This is a genomic window from Bacteroidota bacterium (assembly GCA_039111535.1).
GTDB lineage: Bacteria > Bacteroidota > Rhodothermia > Rhodothermales > JAHQVL01 > JBCCIM01.
The window spans coordinates 1-7,566 of record JBCCIM010000253.1 but is presented as its reverse complement, the minus strand read 5'-3'; the positions used below and the strand labels follow the sequence as shown (position 1 = coordinate 7,566).

Below are 7,566 nucleotides of genomic sequence, written 5' to 3'. Positions count from 1 at the left end.
TTTTACCCTAAACACAACTTGTTTCTACGCATGAAACTCCAGCTTACCTGTGCACTCGAATCCATCTCCAATGTATCCCTCAATAGCGCCTACAATGGCTCCCGTGGCTGTTTTACCGGTGACTTTACCTATAATAGCGCCAACTGCAGCGCCGGCGCCGGCGCCGATTGCGGCTCCTTTCCCTGATTTGCTCATGTTTGCACAGCCCATCAGCGTAAGGCTGAAGACAAGCATTAATAACATTGGGAGTTTATAAATCGAATTTCTTTTAGTCATTTTCATGGTCTCTCAAGTTTGGTTAGTTAAGAATTCTATGCTTTCTAATTTTATTGCCGGCAAGATGCCCGCGAGATAGTGGTATTTTTTCCAATTATGGTGCCAAAGGAGGGCAATGCCCGGAATGCACACAATTCGAGGCAATTTGTACTTTTTAGTGTCCTCAAAAGTAGAGAATAAATGTACCCCTCCCTGTGAAAATCCTGTAAGCCTTTTGCATTTTGATGCAGCAGGAAGGGCTTTCGTTGCATTATCGTACACTAAAATGCAAGGATGTAACGATTTCCTGATATATTGACGGAAGCACAAACCGAACAGCCGGGTATAAGGCTTTTTTCCGTGCTGTATTGGACTGAACGAAGCATATCTGATCTTATGAAGCTAATTATACCCATGGCCGGCCGCGGAACGCGCGTACGTCCGCACTCTCATGTTACGCCTAAGCCTCTCCTTTCTGTGCGTGGCAAGACATTAGTGGAGAGAATAGTAGACACTTTTGCACGTATTTTACCAACCCCTGCGGATACAGGTGTCTTCATTCTCGGACCCGATTTTGGCGAAAATGTAAGAAAACAGCTTACCGCCATCTGCAAAAAAAGAAATATGCAGGCTGAATTTTGTGTGCAAGAAAAGCCCCTGGGCACAGCGCACGCTGTTTATGCTGCCAAAGAACACCTGCATGGTGAAGGTATTGTGGTTTTTGCTGATACCCTTTTTGACATGGAGGGGACGGTAACCCTTGAAGGGGCTGACGTGGTCGCCTGGGTTAAATTTGTGGAAGACCCAAGCCGTTTTGGCGTAGCCGTCCGTGAAGGTGATCGGATTGTGGCTTTTGTGGAGAAGCCAACCGACTTGATATCCAATGAAGCCCTGATTGGTATTTACTACATCAAAGAACTGGAAAACCTGGGCCGCGAAATTGATATCATGATCAAAAACGATCAAAAAGGCCCGACTGGTGAGTTTTACCTGACGGATGCGTTCCATCGCATGCTGCAGGCGCAACTGGTCTTTAAAACAGCTTCTGTATCTCAGTGGCTTGATTGTGGTACCATTAAAGCACTTATGGAAACCACAAAAACGATCCTGTCGAAAGAAGTAAGTGACACCAAGCTCGGTGAGGTACACAACAGCCTCATCAAAAACCCGGTTTACATCGGACCCGGTGCAAAGGTATCCAATGCTGTAATTGGACCTTATGTATCCATTGAAGAAGGTGCTGAGGTGAACGGGTCCATTGTGCGAGATAGCATCATCTTCGCAAATGCCCACGTTGAAAATGCCGTACTGGCCAATTCGATGATCGGCCAGAATGCACAGGTAAGGGACAAGCCGCGCATGATCAATGTGGGTGACCATGCAATCCTTGGGTATGAGGAATGAGACTGTAAAAAAATGAAAACGTATCCTGCATCCGTAGAAGAAAAACTTGGTTTTGATGTCTTGCGCGCCCGCCTGGCTGGCTACTTGCTAAGCCCGATGGGACGCTCGTATCTGGACGCACAGCAGCCGGCGGACGATCCTGCCGGCATTCGCGAAGCGTTGGCCCAGGTTGCTGCATTTCAGGATATTTTCAGGTTTGATGATACCGCACCGCTTTATCCAGTTGGAGACATTCGCCCACAACTCAAACAACTGGTCCCCGAAGGTGCGACTACGGAACCAGACGTGTTGCTTCAAATTCGGCGTGTGCTCGAATTGCTGCGCACCCTGCGCGGGTTCTTTGCGGATCGGAAAGAACAATACCCCGGATTGTTTGAAATCCTGGCGCCGGTTGTGCCCCTGCCGGCAGTTGAGAAGCGGATTGCAGAAATTGTAGAAGATGATGGATCGATAAAGGACAGCGCTTCTCCTGAACTACGCCGGCTCCGCAAAAAGCGGGTTGCTGCCCAATCGCGGCTCCGATCAAACCTGATGGCTGAGTTGCACAAGTCGATGGGGGAAGGTTTTACTACAGAGGCCCAACCCACACTGCGTAGCGGACGCATGGTTATCCCGGTGCGTGCTGAAGCCAAGCGTAAAGTAAAGGGATTTGTACACGATGTCTCTGCAACCGGGCAAACCGTTTATATCGAGCCGGCCAGTTGCCTTGAGTTAAACAACGAGATTCGCTCCATCGAAGCTGAAGAACACCACGAGTTGCGCCGGATTATGCTCGAAGTGGCGTCGATGGTACGCCAGCATCTCCCCGAAATCAGAATCGGGCTCGATATCTTCGGCGAAATTGATCTGATCCAGGCGAAAGCACGGCTGTCAAACACACTCGAAGCCTACTGTACCCAGGTATCGGATAGCGGGGAAATTGATATCCGCGCCGGCAGGAATCCTGTGCTACAGTTGCACCTGCTTGCCCAGCAAGACACTGAGGCGGCGCGTAACCTTGTCCCGCTCGACCTCAAAATGGACAAAGCCACCCGCACGCTAATTCTTACGGGACCCAATGCCGGCGGGAAAACTGTTGCCATGAAAACGGTTGGACTTTTTGCGTTGATGCTGGCCTACGGCATGCCGCTACCGGCAGACGAACTGTCTGCTTTTCCAATCTACAGCCAACTTGTTGTCGACCTGGGAGATGAGCAGTCGATAGAGAATGACCTGTCTACCTTCAGTTCGCACGTAGCCAACCTGCGTCACATGACGACAACGGCTGATGATTCAACGCTTGTACTGATCGATGAGGCCGGCACAGGTACCGACCCGGCAGAAGGCGCCGCTTTGGCCCAGATCATTTTTGAAACCCTGACTGAAAAAGGAGCCACAACCATTGCCACAACGCACCATGGCGCATTGAAGGTCTTTGCCCATAATACCCCGCTTGTGGAAAATGGCAGCATGCAATTTGATCAGGAAAGCCTAACGCCTACCTACAAGCTGCTGATGGGTATCCCGGGATCTTCGTATGCTTTTGAGATTGCATCGCGCATGGGGCTCGATAACGGCATCCTTGAGCAATCGCGTGCCCTCCTTGGCACACAGGCAAGTCGGATGGAAGACTTGCTGACGAGCCTGGAAGCACGCAACATGTCGCTAGAATCGCGCCTCAAAGATGCGGAAGAGGCGCTGCGGTCAGCAGACGAGGAACGGACGAAGTACAAAGAGCTTTTTGATGCGCTTGAAGCACAACGCGAGCACATCAAAGGCAAAGCCCTCGAAGAGGCTGAAGCCGTAATCAGCAAAGCCAATGCGCAGATTGAACGCACCATCCGGGAAATCAAAGAAAGCCAGGCAGCCAAATCTACCACCAGGGAAGCACGCGCGGAACTGGCCTCGCTGAAAGAAAAACTGGACCGGGAGAAAGCGCAAAATACGCGCAAGCAACAGCGCAGAAAGAAAAGCCAGGTCAAATCAAAACCAACAAGCCGCCCACAACAACCTCTGCAAGTAGGGGACCAGGTTGTGCTAGATGGCGGAAACTCAGCCGCAGAGTTACTCGAGTTGTCTGGCAAAAATGCCGTGATTATGGCTGGCTCTATGCACATGCGCGTGAAAGTAAGCCGGCTCACCAAAGTTGGCGGTCCCAAAAAACAGCAGGTGACCGTGCGACAGGTGCAAGCTGCAAACAGCGGCGGCCTGAGCGCTTTGCAAGCCCGGCAGCGCATTGACCTCAGGGGCAAACGGGTAGAAGCTGCGCTGAGTGAGGTGATGAAACTGATTGATGATGCAATTGCTACGAATCTTTCCCGCGTAGAAATTGTCCACGGCAAAGGTACTGGTGCACTGCGTCACGCGATACATGATTACCTCAACAGCAGCCAGGACGTTGAGCGCTTCGAAGATGCCCCCTGGGAAGAAGGAGGCCCGGGTGTGACTTATGCGTTTTTAAAATAGAAGCTCCTAGTGAATATCGAACACCGAACAAGGAACACTGAATATCGAAGGAAAATTCAATCACTCCTCACTCCTCACTCCTCACTCCTCACTCCTCACTCCTCACTCCTCACTCCTCACTCCTCACTCCTCACTCCTCACTCCTCACTCCATCAAGGCAAATCCCTCACAATAGCGCCAACCGGTTTACGCGATTTGGTCGGCACATCAGCAGGAAATCCGCACCAAAGTACGCCAACAGTTTCTTCTCGCTCAGGATCGATCGCAAGCAAGTCATAGAAAGCTCGCTTTTCCATCACCCGCGCTGTAGACCATTTCATGCCCACGCCTTTTTCCCATAAATGCAATGACATGTTGTGAATGGCGCAACATGTGGCTGCATAATCTTCCTTTTCCCGAAAGGCATTCCCTGATTTTTTGTAAGTGACTACAACCATGTTTGGTACTTTTAGCCACAACTCAAGCTTTGCTTTGGCCATTTTATCACCTTTACGTTCTCGAACGTAATCAGCCACGAGGTGTGCAATGCTTTGCTTCGTTTCTTCTCCTATCAAATAGAAACGCCAGGGCTCTGTCAGTTTATGGTTTGGCGCCCATCGGGCAACCGAAATCGATTCTATAATTAACTCTTTTGGCAGTGGGATGGGCTGAAACTTGTGCACTGTACGCCGAGCAGCAATAAGATTTGCTATACCAGAAGGGGCATCTATCATTTCTATATCTCGCATCCCACTCATGTCCATCAACTTTACTATCTTGTGTTATTTAGACTAATTCTAAATAGTAGTTCAAATATAGTTCCAGATCTGCAACTCTCCAAGTAAAGAGATTGTGAACGAGTCTGCCAGGCAGCAGAATTCGTTATAACAACCAGGCTTGAAAAGTTGCAAAAAAATCTCAAATGGTATCGGCCCAGCATGCAATTTAAATTTGGAATCGAGCACGAAGTAGCCTTTCAGACCGAAAATGGCCAATATGTAGATTTTTCTAACACATCGTTTGAAAGCCTGCAAGCAATTGTAGATGACTTGCCCCTCTATGATGAAGACTACCCGCAACTAAGAGTTGGTGATGCCGGCATTAAGAAAAAAAGATGGTATATCGAAGGATTTGAACGCTTTGATGAAGCTGGCGAACTGACCGGATGTATCCCAAAAGGTCTCGAAATACGTACCAGAATACACGATTCGATTCACGCTGCTGTCGAAGAACTAACAGCAAGTTTTGAGAAAATGGCTGATGTAGCCAGGGAGCACGGGTATTTTCCCGTATTGTCGAGTTACAACCCTTTACAGCCGACCTTCAAGCCTTATCCGCCATTGAACGTCTTTGAGAAAGCTCGCCGGAATGCGTCTCCAGAGAAGCAAACAGCGTTTATACCGATGATGACGCAAGGGCCTGACTTGAATATTTCCAGGTCTGGGCTTTCTACGCGAGCACTTGTTGACTTTGCTCAAAAGTTGACATACTACAGCCCATTTATTGTCCCATTTACGTTTAGCGCTCCTTTTTACAAAGGCAAGTTGTGGGAAGGCTTGTCAAAGCGCTCGTATGAGCGCACAGGGCTTCGGCCCGCTGCGATGGTATTTCTTGAAAAGGACGTCTCGAAATATAGCGTTGTGCCGTCACTGGTGAAACCGGCTCGTATTGCGTCTGAAGTTGGCCGTGTAGAATTTAAAGCATGCGACAGTTGTGGGGATTTCAATCTTTATGGCGCCTTACTAGCCCTGATGAAAGGAATGCTGCTAGACAAGCAATTGGCGGGGCGTGCCGCTGTGCCGGACGAAAAGAAGCATAAAGAGACTGCATTGGTAGGGTTTGAGGACCCGTTGATTCATCAACAAGCTGGTTTGGTATTAGCGGCCGCTCGTAGAGCTTTAGAACATGATCCAGATTGTGCGTGGCTCAGCCATTTAGATGCGTTACATGCAGCGCGATCATGTCAAGCACGAGAAATGAAATACGCCTTCAATCAAAACTTCAATCTAATCGATGTCCTTGCCGCCGGTTACAGTTTTTCAAACCGCATAACTGAACCCTCACTAAATCAAGTGCCCCTACAGATGGCTTCGAAAAACAAGAAATAATGCTGGACTAAACCTTCACCGAATTGTCCCGTACAGGACTGGGTTACACCCCTCACATTTTGGCTCCAGTATTTATGAAGCGTACTTTTTTGTTGTTTACAGGCCTCTTTGTAAGCCTGAACGCCTTTGCCCAGCAGGCCACCACGCCACCCATGGATCCCGAAGCTGCCTTTGAAGCAACGGCGGTTTACACAAACGAACCACCGCGTATAGATGGTCACCTGGATGACATCATATGGCAGCAGATTGACCCCATTATAAATTTCACCCAACTCTGGCCAGAAGAAGGCGCAACACCCACTGAGGCTTCAGAAGTACGCATCGCCTACGACAGAGACTACCTGTATTTTGCTTTTCGTTTTTACGACGATAACCCGGAGCTCATCCGCGCGAAAAACCTCGAACGAGGCGGCAGAAATGACCGCGACGACCACGCCTATATAGCGCTCGATACCTATCAGGATAAGCGGAATGCCTACCTCTTTGAAATGAACGCCCTTGGCACACAGGATGACGCCACCATTACCGATGAAGGCATAACACTCGACAGCTTCTCCTGGGATGCTGTGTTTGTCAGTGAAACCGTCATCGATGAAAATGGCTGGTCGCTTGAAGTTTCTATTCCTTTTCGGCAACTGCGCTTTCCAAAAGACGAAGAGCTGGAATTTGGGTTGATGCTATCAAGGATGATCAATCGCAAAAACGAGCGGGTAATGTGGCCGCCGATTGGCCTCGAATATGGTACCTTCGGAGCATTGGCAGCTGTGTCTCAGTATGGCAAGCTCAAAGGCCTGAAAAATGTTCGGCGGGGTAAAAATATTGAAATCAAACCTTACATTATCGCCGGCGCACAGGAAGTAAGACCGGACCTGCAGAATGAAGCTACAACTTCCGACTTTACCCGCGATCTCGGGGTAGACTTCAAATATGGCATTACATCTAACCTGACGCTAGACCTGACCATCAACACCGACTTTGCCCAGGTTGAAGCCGACAACGTGCAACTGAACCTGTCTCGGTTTAGCCTCTTTTTCCCGGAGAAGCGTGAGTTCTTTCTGGAGCGTTCGGGGTTATTTGAACATGGAAATCCCCGCTCTACCCAAACCTTCTTTTCACGTCGTATCGGATTGAGCAACCAGATCTTGGCCGGCGGTCGCCTGACTGGCCAGGTTGGACGGTTCTCCGTTGGTTTGCTAAATATTGAAACAGGGGAGAAGTTTAATCAGATTCTTGGCAGCGAGTCTGCAAATAATACCGTAGCGCGTATCCGTACGGGCCTTTTCCCGCGGGCGACAGCCGGCGCGATCCTGACAAATGTGGATCAAAACGGCATATACAATCGCGCCGTAGGATTGGATGCGCAGTATCGTTTCTG

6 protein-coding genes are annotated in these 7,566 nt (G+C 49.4%); 4 read left to right on the top strand and 2 right to left on the bottom strand.

Annotated features, from left to right (window positions below):
- Nucleotides 1–24 precede the first annotated feature (24 nt).
- On the bottom strand, nt 25–282 hold the full coding sequence (locus AAF564_24570) for a glycine zipper family protein (GenBank protein MEM8488744.1): 258 nt from the start codon (nt 280–282) through the stop codon (nt 25–27).
- 369 nt (nt 283–651) lie between these two features.
- Here AAF564_24570 and AAF564_24565 point away from each other — a divergent pair, with 369 nt between their 5' ends.
- Complete coding sequence (locus AAF564_24565) at nt 652–1,659, top strand: sugar phosphate nucleotidyltransferase (GenBank protein MEM8488743.1); 1,008 nt, start codon at nt 652–654, stop codon at nt 1,657–1,659.
- A 12-nt stretch (nt 1,660–1,671) separates the two neighbouring features.
- Nucleotides 1,672–4,104: an endonuclease MutS2 gene (locus tag AAF564_24560; GenBank protein MEM8488742.1), complete on the top strand. Its 2,433-nt coding sequence runs from the start codon at nt 1,672–1,674 to the stop codon at nt 4,102–4,104.
- A gap of 152 nt (nt 4,105–4,256) precedes the next feature.
- Here the strand turns inward: AAF564_24560 and AAF564_24555 are convergent, their stop codons facing one another.
- Nucleotides 4,257–4,841, bottom strand: a complete 585-nt coding sequence (locus tag AAF564_24555) for a nitroreductase (GenBank protein ID MEM8488741.1) — start codon at nt 4,839–4,841, stop codon at nt 4,257–4,259.
- Between the two features lie 147 nt (nt 4,842–4,988).
- Here AAF564_24555 and AAF564_24550 point away from each other — a divergent pair, with 147 nt between their 5' ends.
- Both AAF564_24550 and AAF564_24545 read left to right on the top strand, forming a co-directional pair.
- Complete coding sequence (locus AAF564_24550) at nt 4,989–6,191, top strand: glutamate--cysteine ligase (protein MEM8488740.1); 1,203 nt, start codon at nt 4,989–4,991, stop codon at nt 6,189–6,191.
- 74 nt (nt 6,192–6,265) lie between these two features.
- Nucleotides 6,266–7,566 (top strand): DUF5916 domain-containing protein (locus AAF564_24545; protein MEM8488739.1); only part of this gene is annotated, 1,301 nt, incomplete at its 3' end.

Excerpts from the sequence above, each read along its gene's own strand:
- AAF564_24565 (MEM8488743.1), top strand. The coding sequence starts at position 652 with ATGAAGCTAATTATACCCATGGCCGGCCGCGGAACGCGCGTACGTCCG.
- AAF564_24560 (MEM8488742.1), top strand. The coding sequence starts at position 1,672 with ATGAAAACGTATCCTGCATCCGTAGAAGAAAAACTTGGTTTTGATGTC.
- AAF564_24555 (MEM8488741.1), bottom strand. The coding sequence starts at position 4,841 with ATGAGTGGGATGCGAGATATAGAAATGATAGATGCCCCTTCTGGTATA.
- AAF564_24570 (MEM8488744.1), bottom strand. The coding sequence starts at position 282 with ATGAAAATGACTAAAAGAAATTCGATTTATAAACTCCCAATGTTATTA.